This window comes from Sinorhizobium psoraleae (assembly GCF_013283645.1).
Lineage (GTDB): Bacteria > Pseudomonadota > Alphaproteobacteria > Rhizobiales > Rhizobiaceae > Sinorhizobium > Sinorhizobium psoraleae.
In genome coordinates this window covers 787,767-808,991 of the sequence record NZ_JABEKV010000001.1, presented here as the reverse complement: position 1 = coordinate 808,991, position 21,225 = coordinate 787,767, and the positions used below count along the sequence as shown (strand labels likewise).

At 62.0% G+C, this 21,225-nt stretch carries 19 protein-coding genes and 1 other RNA gene; 6 read left to right on the top strand and 14 right to left on the bottom strand.

Going from position 1 to position 21,225, the window contains the following annotated elements; translation table 11 throughout:
- The first annotated feature begins 49 nt into the window (after positions 1–49).
- Genes ILFOPFJJ_RS03625 through ILFOPFJJ_RS03615 form a run of 3 tightly spaced genes read left to right on the top strand, consistent with a single transcriptional unit; the run spans position 50 to position 3,047 of the window.
- Positions 50–1,270 (top strand): NAD-dependent epimerase/dehydratase family protein, encoded by a 1,221-nt coding sequence (locus ILFOPFJJ_RS03625; RefSeq protein WP_173509192.1) that lies wholly within the window; start codon positions 50–52, stop codon positions 1,268–1,270.
- Positions 1,267–2,145 (top strand): glycosyltransferase, encoded by an 879-nt coding sequence (locus tag ILFOPFJJ_RS03620; RefSeq protein ID WP_173509191.1) that lies wholly within the window; start codon positions 1,267–1,269, stop codon positions 2,143–2,145. The genes ILFOPFJJ_RS03625 and ILFOPFJJ_RS03620 overlap by 4 nt, the downstream gene beginning before the upstream one ends.
- Positions 2,142–3,047 (top strand): NAD-dependent epimerase/dehydratase family protein, encoded by a 906-nt coding sequence (locus tag ILFOPFJJ_RS03615; protein ID WP_173509190.1) that lies wholly within the window; start codon positions 2,142–2,144, stop codon positions 3,045–3,047. Before ILFOPFJJ_RS03620 ends, ILFOPFJJ_RS03615 begins: the two co-directional genes overlap by 4 nt.
- Positions 3,048–3,116: 69 nt before the next feature.
- On the opposite strand, the gene ILFOPFJJ_RS03610 is transcribed toward ILFOPFJJ_RS03615, so the two are convergent.
- The 4 genes from ILFOPFJJ_RS03610 to ruvC form a co-directional block, all read right to left on the bottom strand.
- On the bottom strand, positions 3,117–4,019 hold the full coding sequence (locus ILFOPFJJ_RS03610) for a metallophosphoesterase (RefSeq protein WP_173509189.1): 903 nt from the start codon (positions 4,017–4,019) through the stop codon (positions 3,117–3,119).
- Positions 4,020–5,060 carry a Holliday junction branch migration DNA helicase RuvB gene (gene ruvB / locus ILFOPFJJ_RS03605; RefSeq protein ID WP_173509188.1) on the bottom strand — a complete coding sequence of 347 codons (1,041 nt, stop codon included), beginning with the start codon at positions 5,058–5,060 and terminating at the stop codon, positions 4,020–4,022.
- A 181-nt stretch (positions 5,061–5,241) separates the two neighbouring features.
- On the bottom strand, positions 5,242–5,859 hold the full coding sequence (gene ruvA, locus ILFOPFJJ_RS03600; protein ID WP_173509187.1) for a Holliday junction branch migration protein RuvA: 618 nt from the start codon (positions 5,857–5,859) through the stop codon (positions 5,242–5,244).
- 56 nt (positions 5,860–5,915) lie between these two features.
- On the bottom strand, positions 5,916–6,428 hold the full coding sequence (ruvC, locus tag ILFOPFJJ_RS03595; RefSeq protein WP_173509186.1) for a crossover junction endodeoxyribonuclease RuvC: 513 nt from the start codon (positions 6,426–6,428) through the stop codon (positions 5,916–5,918).
- A gap of 224 nt (positions 6,429–6,652) precedes the next feature.
- Here ruvC and ILFOPFJJ_RS03590 point away from each other — a divergent pair, with 224 nt between their 5' ends.
- On the top strand, positions 6,653–7,654 hold the full coding sequence (locus tag ILFOPFJJ_RS03590) for an LLM class flavin-dependent oxidoreductase (protein ID WP_173509185.1): 1,002 nt from the start codon (positions 6,653–6,655) through the stop codon (positions 7,652–7,654).
- A gap of 93 nt (positions 7,655–7,747) precedes the next feature.
- On the opposite strand, the gene ILFOPFJJ_RS03585 is transcribed toward ILFOPFJJ_RS03590, so the two are convergent.
- From ILFOPFJJ_RS03585 to ILFOPFJJ_RS03550, 7 genes are all read right to left on the bottom strand, one after another.
- Complete coding sequence (locus ILFOPFJJ_RS03585; RefSeq protein ID WP_173509184.1) at positions 7,748–8,494, bottom strand: YebC/PmpR family DNA-binding transcriptional regulator; 747 nt, start codon at positions 8,492–8,494, stop codon at positions 7,748–7,750.
- A 131-nt stretch (positions 8,495–8,625) separates the two neighbouring features.
- Positions 8,626–9,459, bottom strand: a complete 834-nt coding sequence (locus ILFOPFJJ_RS03580; RefSeq protein ID WP_173509183.1) for an MBL fold metallo-hydrolase — start codon at positions 9,457–9,459, stop codon at positions 8,626–8,628.
- Between the two features lie 270 nt (positions 9,460–9,729).
- Positions 9,730–12,912 (bottom strand): efflux RND transporter permease subunit, encoded by a 3,183-nt coding sequence (locus tag ILFOPFJJ_RS03575; RefSeq protein ID WP_173509182.1) that lies wholly within the window; start codon positions 12,910–12,912, stop codon positions 9,730–9,732.
- Entirely contained in the window at positions 12,909–14,069 is a 1,161-nt protein-coding gene (locus ILFOPFJJ_RS03570) for an efflux RND transporter periplasmic adaptor subunit (RefSeq protein ID WP_173509181.1), read from the bottom strand. Before ILFOPFJJ_RS03570 ends, ILFOPFJJ_RS03575 begins: the two co-directional genes overlap by 4 nt.
- Positions 14,070–14,358: 289 nt before the next feature.
- A complete protein-coding gene (locus tag ILFOPFJJ_RS03565; RefSeq protein ID WP_173509180.1) occupies positions 14,359–15,183 on the bottom strand; it encodes a TIGR00282 family metallophosphoesterase in 825 nt (274 codons plus the stop codon).
- 113 nt (positions 15,184–15,296) lie between these two features.
- The gene (locus tag ILFOPFJJ_RS03560; RefSeq protein WP_173509179.1) at positions 15,297–15,878 is read right to left on the bottom strand and encodes a 5-formyltetrahydrofolate cyclo-ligase; all 582 of its coding nucleotides are present in this window, start codon (positions 15,876–15,878) and stop codon (positions 15,297–15,299) included.
- Positions 15,879–16,568: 690 nt separating this feature from the next.
- A complete protein-coding gene (locus ILFOPFJJ_RS03550; RefSeq protein WP_173509178.1) occupies positions 16,569–16,799 on the bottom strand; it encodes a hypothetical protein in 231 nt (76 codons plus the stop codon).
- Between the two features lie 111 nt (positions 16,800–16,910).
- On the opposite strand from ILFOPFJJ_RS03550, the gene ILFOPFJJ_RS03545 reads away from it, so the two are divergent.
- Positions 16,911–17,789 carry a LysR family transcriptional regulator gene (locus ILFOPFJJ_RS03545; protein ID WP_246299457.1) on the top strand — a complete coding sequence of 293 codons (879 nt, stop codon included), beginning with the start codon at positions 16,911–16,913 and terminating at the stop codon, positions 17,787–17,789.
- A 50-nt stretch (positions 17,790–17,839) separates the two neighbouring features.
- Here the strand turns inward: ILFOPFJJ_RS03545 and ssrS are convergent.
- The 3 genes from ssrS to ILFOPFJJ_RS03530 form a co-directional block, all read right to left on the bottom strand.
- A non-coding RNA gene (ssrS, locus tag ILFOPFJJ_RS03540) (6S RNA) lies at positions 17,840–17,997 on the bottom strand.
- 57 nt (positions 17,998–18,054) lie between these two features.
- A complete protein-coding gene (locus ILFOPFJJ_RS03535; protein WP_173509176.1) occupies positions 18,055–18,432 on the bottom strand; it encodes a cell division protein ZapA in 378 nt (125 codons plus the stop codon).
- A 10-nt stretch (positions 18,433–18,442) separates the two neighbouring features.
- Positions 18,443–18,712: a DUF4164 domain-containing protein gene (locus ILFOPFJJ_RS03530; protein ID WP_173509175.1), complete on the bottom strand. Its 270-nt coding sequence runs from the start codon at positions 18,710–18,712 to the stop codon at positions 18,443–18,445.
- A gap of 519 nt (positions 18,713–19,231) precedes the next feature.
- Between ILFOPFJJ_RS03530 and tkt the strand changes: the two genes are divergently transcribed.
- The gene (gene tkt / locus ILFOPFJJ_RS03525; RefSeq protein WP_173509174.1) at positions 19,232–21,214 is read left to right on the top strand and encodes a transketolase; all 1,983 of its coding nucleotides are present in this window, start codon (positions 19,232–19,234) and stop codon (positions 21,212–21,214) included.
- Positions 21,215–21,225 lie beyond the last annotated feature (11 nt).

Below are 21,225 nucleotides of genomic sequence, written 5' to 3'. Positions count from 1 at the left end.
CTATCCTATCACCTCACCATGTCCTTCTTCGCGATCAGGAGAACCGTGCATGAAGATTGCAATCCTCGGCGGTGATGGTTTCGTCGGCTGGCCGACCGCGCTGCATTTGTCTGATGCGGGCCACGACATCCACATTCTCGACAACCTCTCCCGCCGCTGGATCGATACGGAGCTCGGCGTGCAATCCCTGACCCCGATGGACTCGATTCAGGAGCGCACCCGCATCTGGCACGCGGAGACGGGCAGGCGCATCCACTTCAACCTGATCGATCTCGCTCGCGACTATGAACTTCTCAAGAACTGGCTCGCCGAGCACCGGCCGGATGCGGTCATCCATTTCGCCGAACAGCGCGCCGCGCCCTATTCGATGAAGACCGACCGGCACAAGAACTACACGGTAAACAACAACGTCAACGCCACGCACAACCTCCTCAACGCTCTGGTGGAACTCAGCCTCGACGCCCATCTCGTGCACCTCGGGACAATGGGCGTCTACGGCTATTCGACCGTCGGCGCGGCGATCCCCGAGGGCTATCTGCCGGTCGGGATCGAGACGATGAGCGGAGAGACGGTGAGCCAGGAGATTCTTTATCCGTCCAATCCCGGCTCGATCTATCACATGACAAAGTGCCTCGATCAGCTTCTCTTCCAGTTCTATGCCAAGAATGACGGTCTCAGGATCACCGACCTTCACCAAGGCATCGTCTGGGGCACGCACACCGAGCAGACGCGCCGGCACCAGCAGCTCATCAACCGTTTCGACTATGATGGCGATTACGGCACGGTACTGAACCGCTTCCTGATCCAGGCGGCGATCGGCTATCCGCTGACGGTTCATGGCACCGGCGGCCAGACCCGCGCCTTCATTCACATCCAGGACTCGGTCCGCTGCATCGAACTCGCGCTCAACAATCCGCCTGCGCGCGGCAGCCGCGTCGAGATTTTCAACCAGATGACCGAGACGCATCGCGTCCGCGACCTCGCAGAGATGATCGCCGGCATGACCGGAACCAAGATCGCCTGGCTGCCCAATCCGCGCAAGGAAGCGGCCGAAAACGATCTGGTGGTGCACAACGAGAAGTTCCTGGCGCTGGGTCTCGAGCCGATCCGGCTTCAGGATGGATTGCTCTCGGAAATCGTCGATGTGGCGAAGAAGTTCGCCTATCGCGTAGACCGCTCGCGGGTACCGGCCGTCTCGGCCTGGACGAAGGAAATAGCGCCGCTGATCAACCACGATCCGGAAGGCAAGCGTCTGAAATCCGTTTCATGAGCCTCTCGACTACCGATCCGGAGGGGCTCCGCCCCTCCTCACCCGCCCGCGCTCGCCACGCCTTTGTGACGCTGGTCACCAATGCCGATTACGCCCTCGGCGCGCGGGCACTCGCCCGCTCCATTCGCCTGACGGGAACGAGAGCCGATATCGTCGTCCTGCACACCGGCGGCGTGGACCCCTCGACACTTGAGCCGCTCGGCGACTTCGGCTGCCGCCTTGTCGAATCGGATTTGCTGCCGCTATCCGACGAATTCAACACCAGGCACGCGCGGCGCAATGTTCATGAAAAAGCGCCCTTCACCAAGGGCCGCAAACCCGATTTCCATTCGCCGCTCGACAATTTCTGCAAGCTCAGGCTCTGGCAACTCGTCGAATACGAGCGCTGCGTCTTCATCGATGCCGATGCGATCGTGCTCCGCAACATCGACAAACTCTTTCGTTACCCGGAATTTTCCGCCGCTCCGAACGTCTATGAGAGCCTCGGCGACTTTCATCGGCTGAATTCCGGCGTTTTCGTCGCGGAACCGTCGCTCGATACGTTCGAGAAGATGGTTGCGGTGCTCGATGCGCCGGACGCCTTCTGGCCGCGCACCGACCAGACTTTCCTGCAGAGCTACTTTCCCGACTGGCATGGCCTGCCCGTGACGATGAACATGCTGCAATATGTCTGGTTCAATCTGCCGGCGCTCTGGGACTGGCGCTCGATCTGCGTGCTGCATTACCAGTATGAAAAACCATGGGAGGCGGATCACCCGCGCGCCGAGGCTCTTCGCCCGCTCATCGAGCTCTGGCGCGCCTACCTGACTGGCGAGAATATTCCGGACCTCGCCAAGCTCGACAATCCGGTACAAGCCGGCACCGTGCCCTCATGACCCGCGTTCTTGTTTCCGGCGGCACCGGCTTCGTCGGCCGTTTCATCGTCGAGCACCTCATCGCCCACGGCTACAAGGTCACGGTCGGCGGGCGCATGCCACCGCCCGCGGGGTTCTTCTCGCAGCCGGTATCCCACGTTTCGCTTCATCTCGATCCGGATGCGGAGCAGATCACCGCCTTCGACGATATCTATTATTTCGTCCATGCGGCCTTCGGGCATGTCGAAGGAAAGTATCGAGGCGGTGAAGGCAGTGACCCGGACGGCTTCCGCCGCGCCAATCTCGACGGCTCGGTCCGTCTCTTCGAAGAGGCCCGCGCTGCCGGCGTTCGCCGCTGCGTCTTTCTGTCGAGCCGCGCCGTCTACGGCGAAACGCCGGTACCTTTCGTCGACGAGACATCGCCCGCCATGCCCGACACGCTCTACGGCGCGGTGAAGCTTGCCGGTGAAGACGCCTTGAAATCGATGACCGGCCACGGCTTCGTCACCATCAGCCTGCGCGCGACCGGGGTCTACGGGCCAGCGGGTCCCGGCCGGAACCACAAATGGAGCAGCCTCTTTGCCGACTACCTCGCAGGCAAGGCCGTTCCGCCGCGCGCCGGCACCGAGGTCCATGGCGACGATGTCGCCCAGGCAGTGCGCTTGATGCTGGAAGCCGACCCCGCAAAAGTCGCAGGCGAGGTCTTCAACGTCTCAGACGTGCTCACGGACAACCGCGACATCCTCTCGCTTCTTCAGGCGGCAACCGGATGTCCCCTTCCGTTGCCAGCTGAGGCGGGTACGGATGAATTCAAGGTCATGTCGACGGACAAGCTGCGAGCGCTCGGCTGGTCGCCCGGAGGACGGGATCTTTTGGCGGCAACGATACGCGAACTGGCCGGGGATGCGGGCGATTGCCCCTAGCCTTTCCCTGTCAAAGCGGGAGAAGGCCGCCGGATGACGGGCAATAACCGGCAAAACGGTCACGGCAACCTATCCAAGATCGACCACGACGATTTCCGGTGGGACGCCGAAACGGATCGGCGCGATCGAGCACCCAAGACCGCCCGAGACGATCAGATTGCGATCCCCTTCGACGATATGACCATAAGCATACCGGTCGCCAAAACGGGAAGGCACCGCTGGAGCAAGACCCGCAAACCGCACCTGGCCGCCATGAGTATGGCCGGACAGTGTCAGGGAAACGCGCGCCGGCACTTCCGGAAAGATATCGGGTTCATGAGCAAGCAGGATGACGGGCGCCGTATCGCTCACCTGCGCCAGCGTTCCGTCGAGGTCATCGAGGCCCGTCATCGAGCGCCGGCCCCATTTCTTGCCGGGTAGAAGCGCCAGCTGGTCCTCGAGCCCGGCAAGCCAGAATCCAAATCCGTCCTTCTCCAGGCGGATGGCGCCGTTGCTGTGGACCGCAATGCCGACATTCGCCAATGCCCGATGCCCGAAGGTCTCGCCGCCGCCGTTCTTCTGCGCGGTCCTGTCCTCCCACCAATCGTGATTACCCATGATCGCATGGACGCCAAGCGGAGCCTTGAGCGTGGCGAGCGCCTTCGACCATTCGCTGGAGTGGACATAGCGCGTGACGAGGTTCATGCCCGAGGCGTAATCGCCAAGTAGAACCGTGACATCGCCGCCGAGATCGTTGGCCTGCGCGCATATGGAGGCGATGCGCTTGGTGGACATCCAGGGTTCGCAGGCATGAAGATCGGCGAGTGCTACCACGCGAAGCTTCAGGCCGGGCGTCCAGCCGGGCGGTGTCAGTCTGTAGCGCGCGATATTCAGCCGCGCGAGCGGCTCGATCGCAAAGGCATAACTGCCGAGCGCCGCGAAGCTCGCGAAGCCGCTGCCGAGTGTCTGCAGGAATCCCCGGCGCGTGATCATTCAGTCGTTCTCCAGCGTCAGGCGGAACTGGGTTGTTTCCAGGTCCTTCGGCGGATTGAGGCCGAGATGCTTCCAGGCGTTCGCCGTCAGCACCCGGCCGCGCGGCGTGCGCTGGATGAAACCCTGCTGGATCAGATAAGGTTCGATGATGTCCTCGATCGCGTCGCGCGGCTCGGAAAGCCCGGCCGCAATCGTCTCGATGCCGACCGGCCCGCCGCCGAAATTGTGCGCGATCATCGTCAGGTAGCGGCGGTCCAGCTGGTCTAGCCCCATGCTGTCGACGAGGAGGCGGGTCAGCGCCTCGTCGGCGATCTCCCTGGTTACGGCCTCCGCCCGTGCCACCTCGGCGAAATCACGCACCCGGCGCAAGAGACGGCCGGCAATACGCGGCGTCCCGCGCGCCCGACGCGCGATTTCGCGCGCACCCTCATCGGTCATGCCGAGGCCCATCAGCCGCGCCCCGCGGCGGACGATCAGCTCCAGTTCCTCGACCGTATAGAAATTGAGCCGCACCGGAATGCCGAAGCGGTCGCGCAGCGGCGTCGTCAGCAGGCCGAGGCGGGTGGTCGCCGCCACCAGCGTAAACTTGGAAAGGTCGATCTTCACCGAGCGCGCCGCCGGGCCCTCGCCGATGATGAGATCGAGCTGGAAATCCTCCATGGCCGGATAGAGGATTTCCTCGACCGCCGGGTTCAGGCGATGGATTTCGTCGATGAACAACACGTCGCGCTCTTCGAGATTGGTGAGCAGCGCCGCGAGATCGCCGGCCTTCGCAATGACCGGTCCGGAGGTCGAGCGAAAGTTGACGCCGAGTTCCTTCGCCATGATCTGCGCGAGCGTCGTCTTGCCGAGACCGGGCGGACCGACAAAGAGCACGTGGTCGAGCGCCTCGCCGCGATTGCGGGCCGCCTCGATGAAGATCTTGAGATTGGCTCGCGCCTCCGCCTGGCCCGTGAACTCGTCCAGCGACTGCGGACGCATCGTCGCATCGAGATCCTCGCCTCGCTTCTCCGGCGCAATCAGGCGTGCGGCTTCACTCATGTCAAACTTCCATTTCGGGATGAACGGCACGGCAGCATGGCGTCCGGGTCTAAGCCCCTTGCCACGGTGGTTCCAGCGCGTTCGACCATATTGGGAACGCAACGGGCAATCCAGCGCGGTCGGCACGCGATTACCTCATTCCAATGCTTTTGTGGCCGGAGAAAGGCTTGGCCTTCCGCCCTCACCGCGCCAGTTCCTTTAGCCCAAGGCGAATAAGCCTGGCACTGTCGCCGCCCTCCCCCCCGTTCTTCAAGGCCGCGGCGACGGCGTTTGCCGCCTGGTCGCGCGAATAGCCGAGGTTGGTCAGTGCGGAAACCGCGTCCGCGACAGGTGCCGAGGCAACCCCCTCGCCCAGTTCCTGCTTGAGGTTGATCGCGGCAGATGGCTCTCCTGCAAAGGCGGGCGCCTTGTTCTTGAGTTCGGTAACAATGCGTACGGCCACCTTGGGACCGACGCCCGGGGCCCGAGAAACCGACGCCTTGTCCTGCAGCGCGATCGCGCTTGCGAGTTCGCTGGGTGTCAGCGTCGAGAGCACTGCCAGCGCCACTTTCGATCCGACGCCCTGCACGCTCTGGAGGAGGCGGAACCATTCACGCTCGAGCGCGGTCAGGAAACCAAAGAGCTTCAGCTGGTCCTCGCGCACATAGGTCTCGATGAAGAGCACTGCCGCCTCACCCGCCGATCCCAGCCTGCCGAGAGTGCGTGCCGAACAGTGGGCGACATATCCGACGCCATGCACGTCGAGAACGACGTGATCCTCGCCGATCTCGTCAATGGTGCCCTTGAGTTTGCCGATCATCTGACCTTGTCTTTCTGGGTGGTTTAGGAGCGCAACCGTTTAAGCAGATGGGCAACCTAGCCGGCAAGAGCCGCGAGGCGGCTCGTGATCGCCTGCCGGTTGTGTGCGTGGCAAATGGCGATGGCGAGCGCGTCGGCGGCGTCATTGCCCTTGAACTCAGCCTTCGGCATCAGCACCTTCAGCATCATGTGGATCTGCTGCTTCTCGCCGTGGCCGACGCCGATCACCGCCTTCTTCACCGCGTTTGGCGCATATTCGGCCACTCTGAGGCCGGCACGAGCCGGGACAAGCATAGCGATACCGCGCGCTTGGCCGAGCTTCAGCGTCGCGGTCGCATCCTTGTTGACGAAAGTCTGCTCGACGGCCGCTTCGTGAGGCTGGTAGCTGTGCACGACATCCGCGAGCCCGTCATGCAATTGGCAGAGGCGCGATGCGAGGTCCATCTCGCCGTCGGAGGTCACGGTGCCAGAGGCCACGAAACGCAGCGAATTGCCCAAGGTTTCGATGATGCCCCAGCCCGTGCGTCTAAGGCCCGGGTCGATGCCGATGATGCGAATCGTGCTCTGCATGCCTCACCCTATGTCGCTCAGCCGGACGCTGCCAGAAAAAAGTGAACAAAACAAAAACATTGCACAGGAATGGCACGCGCGGTCGCGAAAACGGCCTACAGCGCCGCGCGTCTTTTCAGACGCAAATCGGTACGATTTAAGGAAACATGAAGTGCCACTCTTGGCTTTAAGAAACTTGAACCTACATTGCGATCGATCAATTTCCTTTAATTGAAGGTCCTGCCATGATCCCTTTCTCCGTTCTCGACCTGTCGCCGATCACCGAGGGCGGCAGCGTCGCCCAGTCGCTCGAAAACTCGCGCCGGCTGGCGATCTCAGCGGAGGAGAACGGCTACAAGCGCTTCTGGCTGGCCGAGCATCACGGAATGAAAGGCATCGCCAGCGCCGCGACGTCGCTGGTCATTTCCCATGTGGCGGCGGCGACGCGCTCGATCCGCGTCGGCTCGGGCGGCATCATGCTGCCCAATCACTCGCCTCTCGTCATAGCTGAGCAGTTCGGCACGCTGGCTGCGCTTTATCCCGGCCGCATCGATCTCGGCCTCGGCCGTGCGCCCGGCACCGACATGAGGACGGCCCAGGCGCTCCGGCGCAACATGGAGGCCAGCGCCAACAATTTTCCGAATGATGTCGTGGAACTCCAGGCGCTGCTCGGTCCCGTCACCGACGACCAGAAGATCATCGCCGTGCCCGGCGCCGATTCCAATGTGCCAATCTGGCTGCTCGGTTCCAGCCACTTCAGTGCTCACCTCGCCGGCATGCTCGGTCTCCCCTTCGCTTTCGCCTCACATTTCGCCCCCGACATGCTGCTCACCGCGCTCGAAATCTACCGCGAACGCTTCACGCCGTCGTCGCAACTCGACAAGCCGCATGTGATGGTCGGCGTCATGGGGGTTGCCGCCGATACCGACGAGGAGGCGAATTATCTTTTCACCTCCATGCAGCAGTCCTTCGTGGCACTTCGCCGCAACGCCCGCGGCCGCTTCCCGCCGCCGGTCAAATCCATGGAAGGGTTGTGGAGCGGCGACGAAAAGATCTTCGTCGATCACGCCATGTCCTATGCGATCGTCGGTAGTCCCGAGACGATCCGCAGGAAAATTCAGACCTTCCTTGAGCAGACCAGGGCCGACGAGCTGATCATTTCCATGCCGATCTTCGACATGGAGGCGCGGCTGCATTCCTTGAAGCTGTTTGGCGAGGCGCAGCGGAACCTCGCGGCTGCAGAGTGAGCGAGAGTTTCGTCGGCTGCGAAGCCATGCTGAAACAAAAAACCCGCGTTCCACTCGGAGCGCGGGTCGTTTTCGTCAGATCAAAAGGGAACGTCAGGCCGAAAGCCTGGCAAGAACCTCATCGGAAACTTCGAAGTTCGAATAGACGTTCTGAACGTCATCGTCGTCTTCGAGGTTGTCGATCAGCTTCATCAGCGACTGCGCCTTTTCCTCGTCCACCGGCACGGTGTTCTGCGCCTTCCAGATCGCCTTGACGGTTTCCGCTTCGCCAAGAACCTCCTCGAGGGCCTTCGAGACCTCGCCGATGTCCTCGAAGCCACAGATGATCGTGTGGCCGTCTTCGTCCGTCGTCACGTCATCGGCACCTGCGTCGATCGCGGCCTCCATGACCTTGTCGGCATCGCCGACGGAAAGCTTGTAGGTGATTTCGCCGACGCGATCGAAGGAGAAGGAAACCGAACCGGTTTCGCCAAGCGCACCGCCAGCCTTGGTGAAGGTCGAGCGGACATTCGAGGCGGTGCGGTTGCGGTTGTCGGTCAGCGCCTCGACGATGACGGCGACGCCGCCCGGGCCGTAGCCCTCGTAACGGACTTCCTCATAGTTCTCCGCATCGCCACCCGACGCCTTCTTGATCGCCCGCTCGATGTTGTCCTTCGGCATCGACTGCGCCTTGGCGTTCTGGATCGCGAGCCTGAGGCGCGGGTTCATCGCGGGGTCGGGCATGCCGGATTTTGCCGCGACGGTGATTTCGCGCGCGAGCTTGGAAAACATTTTCGAGCGCACCGCATCCTGACGGCCCTTGCGGTGCATGATGTTCTTGAACTGTGAATGGCCAGCCATGGCACCCTCTGCATGCATGAAATTTAATGAGATGGGGCCGCCTTATAGTTTTATTGCCGCGCCCCGTCCAGCAGGGGCCGCGTCTTTTCAATTCGCGGCAAATGGCGACCGTGATCGAAACGGCGCCTCACTCACATGCCCCTCAGAACATAGATCAACGGCTTATTCGGCAAGGATCGGAGCGAGACCTTGACGGTCGCCCCCGTGGCAAAGCTCTTGTCAAAGCCGTCGCCGAACATCGCCAGAAAATCGTCGATCAACGGCGGCCGGTGCATCGGCAGGATCAGCGCCGCACGCAGGCGGGAAACGACGCGGCTCATGCTTTCGGCCCCCATGGTCAGGCCGCCGTCGACAGGCACCATCAGCACGTCTAGCCGGCCGATCTGACGGTAATGGCTGTCGTCGAGCTCGTAATGGAGGTGACCGAGATGGCCGATGCAGAGCCCCGCGACCTCGAAGATGAAGATCGAATTACCGTTGAGTTCCGAGCCTCCGTAGCCGGAGCGTATGTCCGTCGTCACGTTGCGGATATAGGCGTCGCCGACGACCAGATCATGGTCGGCCGCCTCGCCATCCTCGCCCCAGCCATGCAGGACGTGGCGAATGGCAGTATCCGGCGTCAGCGTGTAATGACTGGAATGGGCCTTGTTCATCGTCACCACGGTGGGCGGCACGGGAGGCCGGTACCAGCCGTTGTAGTCCGTGGCGATCGAAATGCCGCCCGGCGTTTCGATCAGGAATGTCGAGTGGCCGAGATAGGTTATGTCGACCTCGCTGTCGGCTGCGGCCGCAAGCGTTGCTCCCGGAGGCGTGACGCTGACGAACGTCGCCTTCGGCGTTGCTTCCGCGATCGCCTGGCATTGGCTGACCGGGGGCGGAGACTGCTGCGCATGGGCATGTTCCGGCCAAAAACTATGGATCAGCCAGATGGTGGCCAGAGTGTAGGCAAGGTATCGGAGCAGCATCCTTCACCCCTCACACGCGTTTTCAGAGCGGGATGAGGAAAAGTGTGCGCGGTTTTCCGCCGCATCCCGCTCTAACTCATTAGAATCGATCACGATGACTTTAGGTCGATGAGACCTAAAGTCATCGTGATCTAGCGCGTGGCAGGATCATTCAAGCTCGCCGCTCCGTCCAGCGCCAAACAAGCACCGGCGCTCACAATCGCGTCATTTCCGCATTTCTCGAACGCCCCGGCCCGAAGCGTTTCCTTCAGGCCGGCCCAAGGAACATGGTCATTCCGCCGGCGCCCCTGCCGCTTCTTCCTTGATGACCTTGGCAAGTTTCCTGCCAAGTGAGCGCAGCGTCACATAGAAGACGGGCGTCAGGAACAGACCGAGAAACGTCACGCCCAGCATGCCGGAAAAGACGGCCGTGCCGAGCGACTGGCGCATTTCGGCGCCGGGACCTGTTGCGATCACCAGCGGCACGACGCCGAGGATGAAGGCAAAGGCGGTCATCAGGATCGGCCGAAGCCTCACCCTGCTTGCGTCGATCGCCGCTTCGACCGGCGTCTTGCCTTCTTCCTCTCCTTGCCTCGCGAATTCGACGATCAGGATCGCGTTCTTCGCGGCAAGGCCGATCAGCACGATAAGGCCGATCTGCGTGAGCACGTTGTTGTCGAACCCGCGGATGGCGACGCCGAGAAGCGCGGCGAGAACGGCAAGCGGCACGATCAGGATGATCGCCAGCGGCAGCACCCAGCTTTCATATTGTGCGGCTAGCGCGAGGAAGACGAAAATCACCGAAAGCGCAAAGATGAAGGCGGCCGTGTTGCCTGTCTGGCGCTCCTGGAAGGCAAGCTCCGTCCATTCGAAGGTGGTACCTTGCGGCAGGACCTGGGCGGCGAGTTCCTCCATCTTGTCGAGCGCCGTGCCGGTCGAGACACCAGGCGCCGGATTGCCCTGCAGCGGCACGGAAACATACATGTTGTAGCGCTGGACGAGCGAAGGTCCGCTGGTGTCGCGGATCTCGACAAGCGTTCCGAGCGGTACCAGCGCACCCGACGCGGAACGCACCTTCAGAGCGAGAATATCCTCCCTCTCCACGCGATATTCCTGGTCGGCCTGGGCGCGAACCTGGTAGACACGGCCGAATGCATTGAAATCGTTGACATAGGACGTCCCCAGATTGATCGAGAGCGTCTCGAAGATATTCGGGATCGGCACGTTCAATGCTCGCGCCTTGTCGCGGTCGATCGCCAGGAAGAATTGCGGGCTCGATGCCGAGAAGGTGGTGAAGACCCCGGTCAGCCCTTCGGTCTGGCTGGCCATGCCCATCATCTGGCGGGCAAGCCCGAGTGCACGGCGCATGTCGGCGCTCTGGCGGTCCATGACCTGCATCTTGAAGCCACCGGCATTGCCGATGCCGCGCACGGACGGCGGCGGAATGGCGATGATGAAGGCCTCCTGGATGCTCTGCATCGTACCGAAGATCTGACCGATAATCTGGGTGGCGCTCTGGTTGTTCTCGAGCCTCTCCTCGAAACTGTCGAAGGGCGTGAAGATGACACCGGCATTGGACGCATTGGTGAAGGTCGCGCCGCTGAAACCGGCAAAGGCGACGGCGTCCCTGACGCCGGGCACGTCCCTGATCATCGCCGATGCCCGCTGCACGACCGCGTCGGTCCGTTCGAGCGAAGCGCCGTCCGGAAGCTGGATGACGACGATGGCATAGCCCTGGTCCATCGTCGGAATGAAGCCGCGCGGCACGACTTGGGCCATGTACCAGGTAGCACCAAGGAGGCCGACGAAAACGATGAGCGCGGCCGCGAGCGCCATCCGTGTCTTGACGAGGTTGCGCACCACCCATCCGTAGCCATCAGCCATGCGATCGAAGCCACGGTTAAAGCCATTGGCGAGCGCCCGACCGAACCGTGTGATCGGATTGCGGCTTTCATGCTCGTGACTTTCATGCGGCCGCAACAGAATGGCCGCAAGCGCCGGCGAAAGCGTCAGAGAGTTGAGCGCAGAGATGACTGTCGCCACCGCAATGGTCACCGCAAACTGCAGATAGAACTGGCCGGCTATGCCGGGAATGAAGGCGGTCGGCACGAACACCGCGGTCAAGACGAGCGAAATCGCGATGACCGCCGCGCCCACTTCGTCCATCGTCACATGCGCCGCCTCCCTCGGGGTCATGCCTTGCGCGAGATTGCGCTCGACGTTCTCGACGACGACGATCGCGTCATCGACGACGATGCCGATTGCGAGCACCAGACCGAAGAGCGTCAGCATGTTCAGCGAGAAGCCGAAGGCAAAAAGCAGCGCGAAGGTACCGATCAGCGAGACGGGGATGGCCACGATCGGAATGATCGCCGTGCGCCAGGATTGCAGGAAAACGATGACGACGAGGGCCACCAGGATCGCGGCCTCGCCGATCGTCTTGTAGACCTCATTGATCGACTCCGCGATGAATTCCGTCGGATTGTAGATGATCCTGTATTCCAGCCCCTCCGGAAAATCCTTCGAAAGCTCCGCCATGGTGGCCTGGATCGCTTCCGCCGCGGCGAGCGCGTTGGTACCAGGGCGCGAGAAGATGCCGAGCGCGACGGCGGGGCTGCCGTTCAGATAGCTGTTGGTGACGTATTCGCGGGCGCCGAGCTCGACGCGGGCGACATCCTGCAACTGCACAAGCCTGCCGTCTTCCGTGGCCTTGACAATCACGTAGCGGAACTGTCGGGCGTCGCTGAAACGCCCGTCGGTCGTAACCGTGTACTGGAAGGCGCTGTCGCCCGACATCGGGGGGCCCCCGATGGCACCGCCGGAAACCTGGACGTTCTGCTCGCGCAGCGCCTCGACCACATCACCCGAGGTCATGCCGTAGGCGGAGAGCTTCTGCGGATCGAGCCACACGCGCAGCGCATATTCGCGCTCGCCGAACAGGGTAACATCACCGACGCCGTCCAGCCGAACGAGCAGATCGCGGATGCGCGTACGGGCGTAGTTCGAGACATAGAGTTGGTCGTAGCGATCGTTCGGCGACAGCAGATGAACGACCATCATCAGGTCCGGCGAGCTTTTGGTCGTGGTGACACCGATGCGCCGGACCTCCTCCGGCAGTCGTGGTTCGGCGACGGAAACGCGGTTCTGCACCAGCACCTGCGCCTGGTCGAGGTCCGCGCCGAGCTTGAACGTGATCGTCAATGCCATTGAGCCGTCGGCAGTCGAATAGGAGGACATGTAGAGCATGTTCTCGACGCCGTTGATTTCCTGTTCGAGCGGCGTGGCGACTGTATTGGCGATGGTCTCGGCATCCGCCCCCGGATAGGAGGCGCGCACGACGATGGTGGGCGGGGCGATTTCCGGATATTGCGCCACCGGCAACTGAAAGTAGGCGATGCCGCCGACGATCAGGAGAACGATCGACAGCACCGAAGCGAAGATCGGCCGATCGACGAAGAAGTGCGCAAATCTCATTGGGCATTCTCCGCCGCTTGCGCTGCTTCCTGCGGGAGCACGACGAGTTCGGGCTTCACCTTCGCGCCCGGTCGCGCGCGCATGAGACCGTTGACGATGATCGTCTCCTCGCCCGTCATGCCGCTGCGAATGACCCGGTAGCCATGCAGTCTCGGCCCGAGACGCACGGGCTTGGTCATGACGCTTCCATCCTCGCCGACCTCGTAGACGACGCGTTCGTTCTGGTCGGCGGCGATCGCCTCATCAGGAACGAGGATCGCCTTGTAGGTATTGGAGCCTTCAACCTCCACGCGCCCGAAGAGGCCCGGCTGGAGGATGAAGTTCGGGTTCGCGAACCGGGCGCGCAGGCGCATCGTGCCTGTCTGGTTGTCGACCCTGTTTTCCGAGAAGTCGAGCTTGCCTTCGAATGGTCGTTCGCTGGCGTCGGCGATCGTAACCAGTACGTTGAGCGCCCCCCCGCCCTCCTGAAGCACGCTGCCCCGCTCCCGCGCGGTGCGGGCGTAGGAAAGTACCCGCCGCTCGTCGACGTCGAAATAGAAATCGATCGGATCGAGCGAAACGATCGTCGTCAACACGGTCTGATCCGCCTGGACGAGGTTGCCCGGCGACAACAGGCGCCGGTCAACGCGGCCGCTCAGGGGTGCCGTGATTGTCGTATATTCGAGATCGAGCCTGGCCCGCTCGACGGCTGCCTCGGCGCCGCGCACATTGGCTTGCGCCGCAAGCAGCGCACGACGATCGTCGTCGAGCGCTGATACCGAGAGCGTGCCCGTACCGGCGAGCGATTCCGTGCGTTTGAACTGGGATTCCGCGAACTGAAGCGTCGATCGCGCCGCTTCAAGCGAGGCTTCGGCCTGGGAGAGAGCGGTGCGGAACGGTCGCTGGTCGATGACGAAAAGCTTATCGCCTTTCTTCACCAGTGCACCGTCGGTAAATAAGACCTCGTCGAGATAGCCGCCGACCCGGGAGCGGACGGCGACCTCGTCGACGGGTTCGAAGCGGCCGATGAATTCGTCAGCGTCGATCACATCGCGCACCACCGGCTTGGCGACGGTCACAGTCGGCGGCGGCGGTGCGTTCTGGGCGGCCGCGGGCAGTGCGGCAAGAAGAAAGAACGGAACGCTGAAGATTGTCGGCAAATGCCACTTTAGCAACATGCACGTCCTCCGATAGCGCTTGAAACCACCAAAACGACCGGCGCGAACCCGGTACATCCGGCGACACTGAAAACCCGAAGCAGGAGCCTGCGGGCAGCATCAAATGGAAAACTTGCAAACGGCGACCGCATCCCGTGCGGCTCTGGATTTGACGCTAACCTGCCACCATTTGGTGGGGCTGTCACTTGAAAAAGGCAACTCGGGAAAGACGATATGCAGCACCGGATTGCCGGCGGCAAACGCCAGAAATCGCGTGTAAAATCGCCAGATCGCGCGGGCTATCCTGGGATTACGACCAGAACTGCGGGATCGTTTCGCTGAGTCTCGGGCCAAGTCGGAGCGGCGCGATCTTCTCCGCAAGGCCCGTGCGATCGGAAATCTCGACGCCGACGCCGCAGATCGTTGCCGGGCCGGAAGCCGCCTCGAAGCGGCCCTTCGGCATCTTGGAGATGAACCGATTGAGCGGCTCTTCCTTGTCGATGCCGAGCGATGAGTCATAGTCCCCGCACATGCCGGCATCGCTCATATAGGCGGTGCCGCCGTTGAGGATCTGATGGTCGGCAGTCGGAACATGGGTGTGCGTTCCGACCACGAAGCTCGCGCGGCCGTCGACGAAATGGCCGAAGCATTGCTTTTCGCTGGTGGCCTCGGCATGGAAGTCGAAGACGATGGCGTCAGCCTGCTCCCCGAGCGGACAGGCATCGAGGATCGTCTCGGCGGCTTTGAAAGGATCATCGAGCTCGGGATGCATGAAGACCCGCCCCATGATGTTGGCGACCAGCACGCGAGCGCCGTTGCGGGCAAAGAAGAGATTGGATCCGCGCCCCGGGGTCCCGGCCGGATAGTTGGCAGGGCGCAGGAACTGGTCGTGCCTCTCGCAGAAGACTACCGCTTCCTTCTGGTCCCAGACATGGTTGCCGGTCGTCACCACGTCGGCGCCGGCATTGATCGTTTCCAGGAAGATGTCTTCGGTGATGCCGAACCCGCCTGCGGCGTTCTCGCCGTTGACAATGACGAAGTCGAGCTTCAAGTCGCCGACCAATCCCGGGAGACGCTCCCAGACGGCCGTGCGGCCCGTCTTGCCAACCATGTCCCCCAGAAAAAGAAGTCGCATACCCGTTCAATCCCGCTTGGATCACCATGGTTTGGGTCAATCGACCCTAAGTCCCACAACGTGATCGGTTCTAAAAGCTAGAGCGGGATGCGGCGGAAACCGCGCACTTTTCCTCATTCCGCTCTAAAATGCCGAAAACCGCTCTCCGTCAGCACCGCGTCAAGCGCCACGTCGTGCGGTTCAGCCGGCACTGATGCCACTTCCTGGCAGTCGAATGCAATCCCGATCAGTCGCGGCATGTGACCCTTGCGGCGCAATCGGTCGATTGCGCGGTCATAATAGCCGGCACCATAGCCGATCCGATGCCCCACCGAATCGAAGGCCGAAAGCGGCACGAGCATGATGTCGGGATCGATCTCTGGCGCGTCCGGCCCCGGCCCGGTCGTGCCGAAGCCGGTCTGGACCACCGCCACGCCATCGACGAGCTCGCGAAAAAGGATGGTGTTCTTGTCGATGATCACCGGCAGGCAGAGCCGCGCGCCGCGATCCTTGAGCCGTACCATCAGCGGCCGGATGTCCGCTTCCGAGCGAATCGGCCAGAAGCCGGAAACGACATGACCGGGATCGAGCGCAATGACATCGCCGGCGTGGTCGGCCATGGAAAGGCTCGCCTCGATACGCACTTCCAACGGCATCGCATCCCGCAAAGCCAGGCGTTCCTTTCGCAGCGCTGCCTTCAAATCCTTCGGTGACATCCGAGACCTCTCCCTGCGGGTTCCTCGCCCTTCATGCCGGTTAGCGCGAAGCGCTCACCGCATGTCTCCTTAAATCGGAGCGGATTTAAGGACAAAAACATGCAGTAATTCAAGGTGCTACAGCGACCTCTGTGCGTCTGGTAGAACGCACGGCGCTGTAGCTGCTGAATACATGCCGCCGCGTTTGCAACACCGCGCAACAGTCCTCCGCGCCTTTCCCATTTCGGCACAGCGTTCGCGCGTCATTGATCACTAGAGCATCCCGCTTTCAGTTGGAATCACCTAAAGCGGATAAGATGCTCTAGAATCAAAGTGCTCGAGCGTCCTTCGCGCGTTCATTCGAACGCACGGCGCTCTAGGCACGGTTCCGCTTTCGAAAGGCGCCTGGCGTGTGCAGATACGTTCGCGATTTCAAATAATTAGCTCAGGCCAAATGCCGCGTGCATTGCGGCGGCACGGCCTTGCGAGAGTGTGGCGGGCGGAAGTCCATGGCCGAAAAGATGAATCAACTCGCCCTCGAATTGCGTTGCCTCGCCCTTGCCGCCTGCGGCAGGAGCCGGCGGGACATGGTGGTGTGAGACGGACATTCCGATGAAACGTATCGACAAGGCGCTCGACGGCGCAATGCGGAAGCTGCAGGCAGGCAATCTCGCCGAAGCGATCTTTCGCGCAGCAGGGCTCAAGCTGATTTCATAACATCCAGTGCGAACGATAGACGGCCTCCAGGCGCGCCGCGTTCAGGCCCGCTGGCCATCGGGGCCCACTCAGGCCAGCGTCCTTGAGCAATCGCGGATTGTCCCACGGCGCCTCGCGGTACTGCGCGACCTGCGACGCCTGCCAGGCACGCCAGTGCGCAAGCAGCGAACGGAGTTGCACGATCGAGGAAGCGCTGGCGGAACGGGCAGTGAAGGGCATGCTCATGAGCGGATCTCCGAAAGGACGCTCGAAAGAGTTGTATTTTCCGCCATTGGTTGACATCTGACAAACGAATTGCGAACATACCTATCATCAGATTTTCTGATGACTGGTTACATGTCCCTTCCACTCGACAGCGATCTCCTGAGAACCTTCCTTGCGGTTGCCGACTCCGGCAATCTGACCAAGGCGGCCGACAGCGTCGGCCGCACCCAGTCGGCCGTGAGCATGCAGATCAAGAAGCTTGAGGACATGCTGGGCGACGCGCTGTTCGACCGGCATTCGCGCGGGGTCGTGCTGACGACGCAAGGCCAGCGCCTCGTCGACAATGCGCGGCGCATCGTCGCCCTTCTCGATGACACGGCGGCATCCATGCGCCAGCCGGCCTTGGACGGCTCGGTCAGGATCGGCATCCCCGAGGAATACATCAACTCCACCCTGCCAAAAGCCTTGGGTGCGTTCGCCGCCATCCATCCTGGCGTGGAGGTCACGGTGCAACAGGGTACGTCGATGTCCAACCTGGCAGCGCTGGAGGCGGGCGAGATCGATATCGCCATCGTTTTTGAGCCCGGTGGACGCAGCAAGAACGAGGTCCTCATGGTGGATCCAACCGTCTGGGTGACCTCGGATCAACACGGCATACACGAGCGGCAGCCCCTGCCGATCGCCGCCTATACCTATGCAACGGGCGGATGGTGCGACGACCTGGCGATGCAGAATTTGAAGAAGCGTGGGAGACAGAGCCGCATAGCCTATGTCAGCCGCACGAGCGGGGGTCTGATTGCCGCCGTCGTTTCCGGTCTTGCGATCGCGCCGCTGTCGCGCAGCGCCATACCGCCCGGTTGCCGCGAACTGACCGAGGACGACGGTTTTGGTGTCATCGACATGTCGAACGTGGTGCTGCGCACGAGATCGGAGAACCGATCACCGACGACTGATGCAATGGCCGATGCCATTCGCAGCGCTTTCCTGGGCACTACAGTGCCGCGCGCCTGATAAGACGCGCAAAGACGCTGTAGCAGCAGGACCCGCCACGAAAAGGGGAAGTGCGATCCACGACGACCGGTGGATGTTTACGATCCCGGGTGCCTACAAAGTAGGTGGGCGCCGTGTGTCCGAACCCACGAGTTCGGCCAGGGACAACTCCCTTGAGATCGTGTATGGCCCCGGGGATTGTGGTTCCTGTCGGGAAGCGCAGACCGCGCGCTCAGATATAGAGGCTCTTGGCCGTTTTCGCCAGAGGCGTTTTTAAAGAAGACGATCAGTTCGCCGGAGCAACGGCGCGGCCGTTGAGCTTGGCGGCAATGCTGTGGATCTGCGCCGTCACTTCGCTGAGTGCCGAGGCCAGCGCCTCCTCGCTCCTCGCCTGCTCGGAAAGCTGAACGTCGCGGCCGCTCTTCAGGTTGCTCAGTTCCGTCTCGAGGCTCTTGAGCCGGCGATTGACCTCGCTGAGTTCATCCATGACCATGATGCCGGCCATCACGGTCAGCCGCAGGTCGCCGATTTCTCCGAACTGTCCCTTGAGGTGGCTCACATATTGATCGAACCTCGCCGCAAGGTCGCTCAGGTGATCCTCCTCCCCTTCCTCGCAGGCCATCCGGTAGGCCTTGCCGTCGATCGTCACCGTTACCTGCGCCATAGCGTAAACCTCAACGATCCAGCACCGCTCGAATGGTTTCCATCGCCGTCACCAGGCGACGGGAGACTTCGCGGTTGACCTCTTCCAGCCGATTGGCCCGGAACTGGGATTGATCGAGTTCCTGCGCCAGCCGCGACCGATCGATATTGACCCGCCGCACCTCGCCCTCGAACTCGTTCAAATTCCTTTCCTTGTCGAAACGACCGTCTATCGCGCCCTCAAGCGATTGCACCGCGTTCCGTAGCTCCTCGATCGCCGCTTTGACCGTCTTTGCCGGCATGCTCCCGATACCTCTCTAGAGCGGGATGAGGAAAAGTGTGAAGCGGATTTCCGCCCCGCCCTAAATCAATCTGCCGCTGCATGATTCCTCAAATCGAAATCGATTTAGGACAAAATCATGCAGCATTTCAAAGTGCTACAGCGACCTTAGCGCGTCCGATCGGACGCGCGGCGCTGTAGAGTCGTCTGCACGTTCCCCGAACGCGGCGCTCCGGAAGAGCCGAATCGCCAGACGCAGTCCGCTGCTTCGCCTCGGTTCTTTTTAAACCCATTATATAAGTCTCAACAATGCCCCGTGCGGCAAAACGCCGTCGGAAGCTGTGGATCATTGCTCCCGAGCAATCGCACTCATACTGTATGCTGCCCGCACAAGAACGGTATCGAAAAGCACGTCGCCATTTGGCCGCGGAAGGCCCGTATTTATTGACTCGCGTGGAGCACCTGCTATGTGTCTGCCGCTTCTCACACGGTCTTGGAGGATAGAGACCGTCCCTGACCACCGAACTCAAACGGAACAGTCATGATCTCTCGCGAAAAACACGATCGGATGGCAAATGCGATCCGCTTCCTCTCCATGGACGCCGTCGAGAAGGCAAATTCCGGCCACCCGGGTCTCCCAATGGGCGCTGCCGATATCGCAACGGTCCTCTTCACGCGATACCTCAGCTTCGACCCCAAGAACCCCGCCTGGCCCAACCGCGACCGCTTCGTGCTTTCGGCCGGCCACGGCTCGATGCTGCTCTACTCGCTGCTCTATCTCACGGGCTACGAGGACATCACCATCGACGAGATCAAGAACTTCCGTCAGCTTGGCTCGCGCACGGCCGGCCATCCGGAATACGGCCATGCGGCCGGCATCGAGACCACCACCGGTCCGCTTGGCCAGGGCCTCGCGAATTCGGTTGGCATGGCGATCGCCGAGCGCAAGCTGCGTGACGAGTTCGGCAGCGACCTGATGGAGCACTATACCTACGTGCTCGCCGGCGATGGCTGCCTGATGGAAGGCATCAGCCAGGAAGCGATCGCGCTTGCCGGCCACCTCAAGCTCAACAAGCTGATCGTCTTCTGGGACGACAACAACATCTCGATCGACGGCCCGATCTCGATCGCCGATTCGACCGACCAGCACGCGCGCTTCCGCGCCTGCAACTGGAACACGATCGCAGTCGACGGCCATGATCCGGACGCGATTGCCGCCGCGATCGAACAGGCCCAGAAATCCGACAAGCCGACGATGATCGCCTGCAAGACCGTCATCGGTTTCGGCGCTCCGAACAAGGCCGGTACCCACAAGGTCCATGGTTCGCCGCTCGGCGCCGACGAAATCGCCGCCACCCGCAAGGCGCTTGGCTGGGAGGCCGAGGCCTTCACCGTTCCCTCGGACGTGCTCGACGCCTGGCGTCTCGCCGGCCTTCGCTCGACCAAAGTGCGGAAAGACTGGGAAGAGCGTCTCGAAAAGACCGAGACCGAGAAGAAGGCACAGTTCATCCGCCGCTTCTCCGGCGAACTCGAAGGCAGCCTTGCCTCCGCAATCAGCGCCTACAAGCAGAAACTCGCTGACACCAAGCCGTCGCCCGCGACCCGCAAGGCCTCCGAGGACGCGCTCGAAGTCATCAACGGTGTTCTCGCCGAGACGATCGGCGGTTCCGCCGACCTCACCGGCTCAAACAACACCAAGACGAGCCAGACCCATTCGATCACCCCGGACAACTTCTCCGGCCGCTACATCCACTATGGCGTGCGCGAGCACGGCATGGCGGCGGCGATGAACGGCATGGCGCTGCATGGCGGCCTCATCCCCTATTCCGGCGGCTTCCTGATCTTCTCGGATTATTGCCGCCCGTCGATCCGCCTTGCGGCACTGATGGGCATCCGCGTCATCCATGTGCTGACCCACGATTCCATTGGTCTTGGCGAAGACGGCCCGACCCACCAGCCGGTCGAGCACATGGCCGCGCTGCGCGCCATTCCGAACCTGTTGATGTTCCGTCCCGCCGACGCGACGGAAACGGCCGAATGCTGGCAGCTTGCGCTCGAAAGCCATAACCGTCCGTCCGGCATCGCGCTTACGCGCCAGAACCTGATGGCCGTGCGCACGGAGTATGAGGAAGAGAACCTCTGCGCCCGCGGCGCCTACGACCTGATTTCCGCAAGCGACGCCCAGGTGACGATCTTCGCCACCGGCTCGGAAGTCGAGATCGCCGTCAAGGCCTGCCAGACGCTCACCGCCAAGGGTGTTTCGACGCGCGTCGTGTCGGTTCCCTGCTTCGAGCTCTTTGCCGAACAGAGCGAAGACTATCAGCAGGCCATCATCGGCGATTCACCGGTCAAGATTGCGGTCGAAGCCGGCGTCCGGCAGGGGTGGGATCACTTCATCGGCACCGATGGCACGTTCATCGGCATGTCGAGCTTCGGCGCCTCCGGTCCCTACAAGGACCTCTACAGGCATTTCGGCATCACGCCGGAAGCCGTCGTAGCGGCCGCGGAAGCCAAACTGTCCTGATCAAGCCGGAG

What these genes read in the sequence shown, in the direction of transcription:
- ILFOPFJJ_RS03625 (WP_173509192.1), top strand. Translation starts at nt 50, where the DNA reads ATGAAGATTGCAATCCTCGGCGGTGATGGTTTCGTCGGCTGGCCGACC.
- ILFOPFJJ_RS03620 (WP_173509191.1), top strand. Translation starts at nt 1,267, where the DNA reads ATGAGCCTCTCGACTACCGATCCGGAGGGGCTCCGCCCCTCCTCACCC.
- ILFOPFJJ_RS03615 (WP_173509190.1), top strand. Translation starts at nt 2,142, where the DNA reads ATGACCCGCGTTCTTGTTTCCGGCGGCACCGGCTTCGTCGGCCGTTTC.
- ILFOPFJJ_RS03610 (WP_173509189.1), bottom strand. Translation starts at nt 4,019, where the DNA reads ATGATCACGCGCCGGGGATTCCTGCAGACACTCGGCAGCGGCTTCGCG.
- ruvB (WP_173509188.1), bottom strand. Translation starts at nt 5,060, where the DNA reads ATGAGTGAAGCCGCACGCCTGATTGCGCCGGAGAAGCGAGGCGAGGAT.
- ruvA (WP_173509187.1), bottom strand. Translation starts at nt 5,859, where the DNA reads ATGATCGGCAAACTCAAGGGCACCATTGACGAGATCGGCGAGGATCAC.
- ruvC (WP_173509186.1), bottom strand. Translation starts at nt 6,428, where the DNA reads ATGCAGAGCACGATTCGCATCATCGGCATCGACCCGGGCCTTAGACGC.
- ILFOPFJJ_RS03590 (WP_173509185.1), top strand. Translation starts at nt 6,653, where the DNA reads ATGATCCCTTTCTCCGTTCTCGACCTGTCGCCGATCACCGAGGGCGGC.
- ILFOPFJJ_RS03585 (WP_173509184.1), bottom strand. Translation starts at nt 8,494, where the DNA reads ATGGCTGGCCATTCACAGTTCAAGAACATCATGCACCGCAAGGGCCGT.
- ILFOPFJJ_RS03580 (WP_173509183.1), bottom strand. Translation starts at nt 9,459, where the DNA reads ATGCTGCTCCGATACCTTGCCTACACTCTGGCCACCATCTGGCTGATC.
- ILFOPFJJ_RS03575 (WP_173509182.1), bottom strand. Translation starts at nt 12,912, where the DNA reads ATGAGATTTGCGCACTTCTTCGTCGATCGGCCGATCTTCGCTTCGGTG.
- ILFOPFJJ_RS03570 (WP_173509181.1), bottom strand. Translation starts at nt 14,069, where the DNA reads ATGTTGCTAAAGTGGCATTTGCCGACAATCTTCAGCGTTCCGTTCTTT.
- ILFOPFJJ_RS03565 (WP_173509180.1), bottom strand. Translation starts at nt 15,183, where the DNA reads ATGCGACTTCTTTTTCTGGGGGACATGGTTGGCAAGACGGGCCGCACG.
- ILFOPFJJ_RS03560 (WP_173509179.1), bottom strand. Translation starts at nt 15,878, where the DNA reads ATGTCACCGAAGGATTTGAAGGCAGCGCTGCGAAAGGAACGCCTGGCT.
- ILFOPFJJ_RS03550 (WP_173509178.1), bottom strand. Translation starts at nt 16,799, where the DNA reads ATGAGCATGCCCTTCACTGCCCGTTCCGCCAGCGCTTCCTCGATCGTG.
- ILFOPFJJ_RS03545 (WP_246299457.1), top strand. Translation starts at nt 16,911, where the DNA reads ATGTCCCTTCCACTCGACAGCGATCTCCTGAGAACCTTCCTTGCGGTT.
- ILFOPFJJ_RS03535 (WP_173509176.1), bottom strand. Translation starts at nt 18,432, where the DNA reads ATGGCGCAGGTAACGGTGACGATCGACGGCAAGGCCTACCGGATGGCC.
- ILFOPFJJ_RS03530 (WP_173509175.1), bottom strand. Translation starts at nt 18,712, where the DNA reads ATGCCGGCAAAGACGGTCAAAGCGGCGATCGAGGAGCTACGGAACGCG.
- tkt (WP_173509174.1), top strand. Translation starts at nt 19,232, where the DNA reads ATGATCTCTCGCGAAAAACACGATCGGATGGCAAATGCGATCCGCTTC.